Source organism: Streptococcus infantis, from assembly GCF_047460825.1.
In the GTDB taxonomy this organism is placed as follows: Bacteria; Bacillota; Bacilli; order Lactobacillales; family Streptococcaceae; genus Streptococcus; species Streptococcus infantis_V.
In genome coordinates, this window is the sequence record NZ_JASHFO010000079.1 from 1 (window position 1) to 732 (window position 732).

1 protein-coding gene is annotated in these 732 nt (G+C 43.2%); it reads right to left on the reverse strand.

Annotation, left to right across the window (positions count from 1 at the left end; all coding sequences use genetic code 11):
• Window positions 1–482 (reverse strand): IS110 family transposase (locus QM911_RS09895; RefSeq protein WP_414313884.1); only part of this gene is annotated, 482 nt, incomplete at its 3' end.
• Window positions 483–732 lie beyond the last annotated feature (250 nt).

A 732-nucleotide genomic window follows, 5' to 3' on the forward strand; every position in this document is an offset into this window, starting at 1 on the left:
AGCTTAATACCTCCTGATTGGAGGATTTTATGGATCCGATTGGTCTCACGATTACGGCTCTCTACATAGTGTTTCCGTTGTCGTGTTAGCTCTCTCAATTCTTGAATGGTTTCATCAGGAACGAAACTGCGAGGGAGCAGGCCGATTCGTGTTAATTGGGCAATCCAGTGAGCATCTTTCTTATCTGTTTTTTGACCTGGAATAGCTTTCATATGAGCAGGCTGTGCTAGGATGAGTTCAAAGTCATCACAGAGTTCATGCCAGACAGGTCTCCAGTAAACTCCTGTGCTTTCCATGCCGACGGCTTCTACATGAAATTGAGTGAGAAAATCATGACAGGCTTTTAATCCTTTTGTCGTTGTATCAAACTGAGCCATTTCACGCTTTGGACGAGTAGAAGTGAGCGGCCCATGTAGAATACAAACCACAACAGTAGCTTGATGGACATCAATACCTGCACAAGATTGATAGAGAACATCCATTGTGATTCCCTCCATTTATAAAGTCAGAGAGCTTGTCTACCGATAACGTTGTCGTATTTTTATACTCATGCTCAAGGCGATATTTTGGGGTACTCGTCGGTAGAGTGGATTAGTTTGTCCCGCGAAAGTGATATTCAAGAAATTATCAACCACAAAGCCCTCACTTAGATTATACTTCTAAATGAGGGCTCTTGTCTTTATTTTCGTGTTTCTGTGGGTGACGGCTATGTCGTCATGGCTGTCTGTCCCA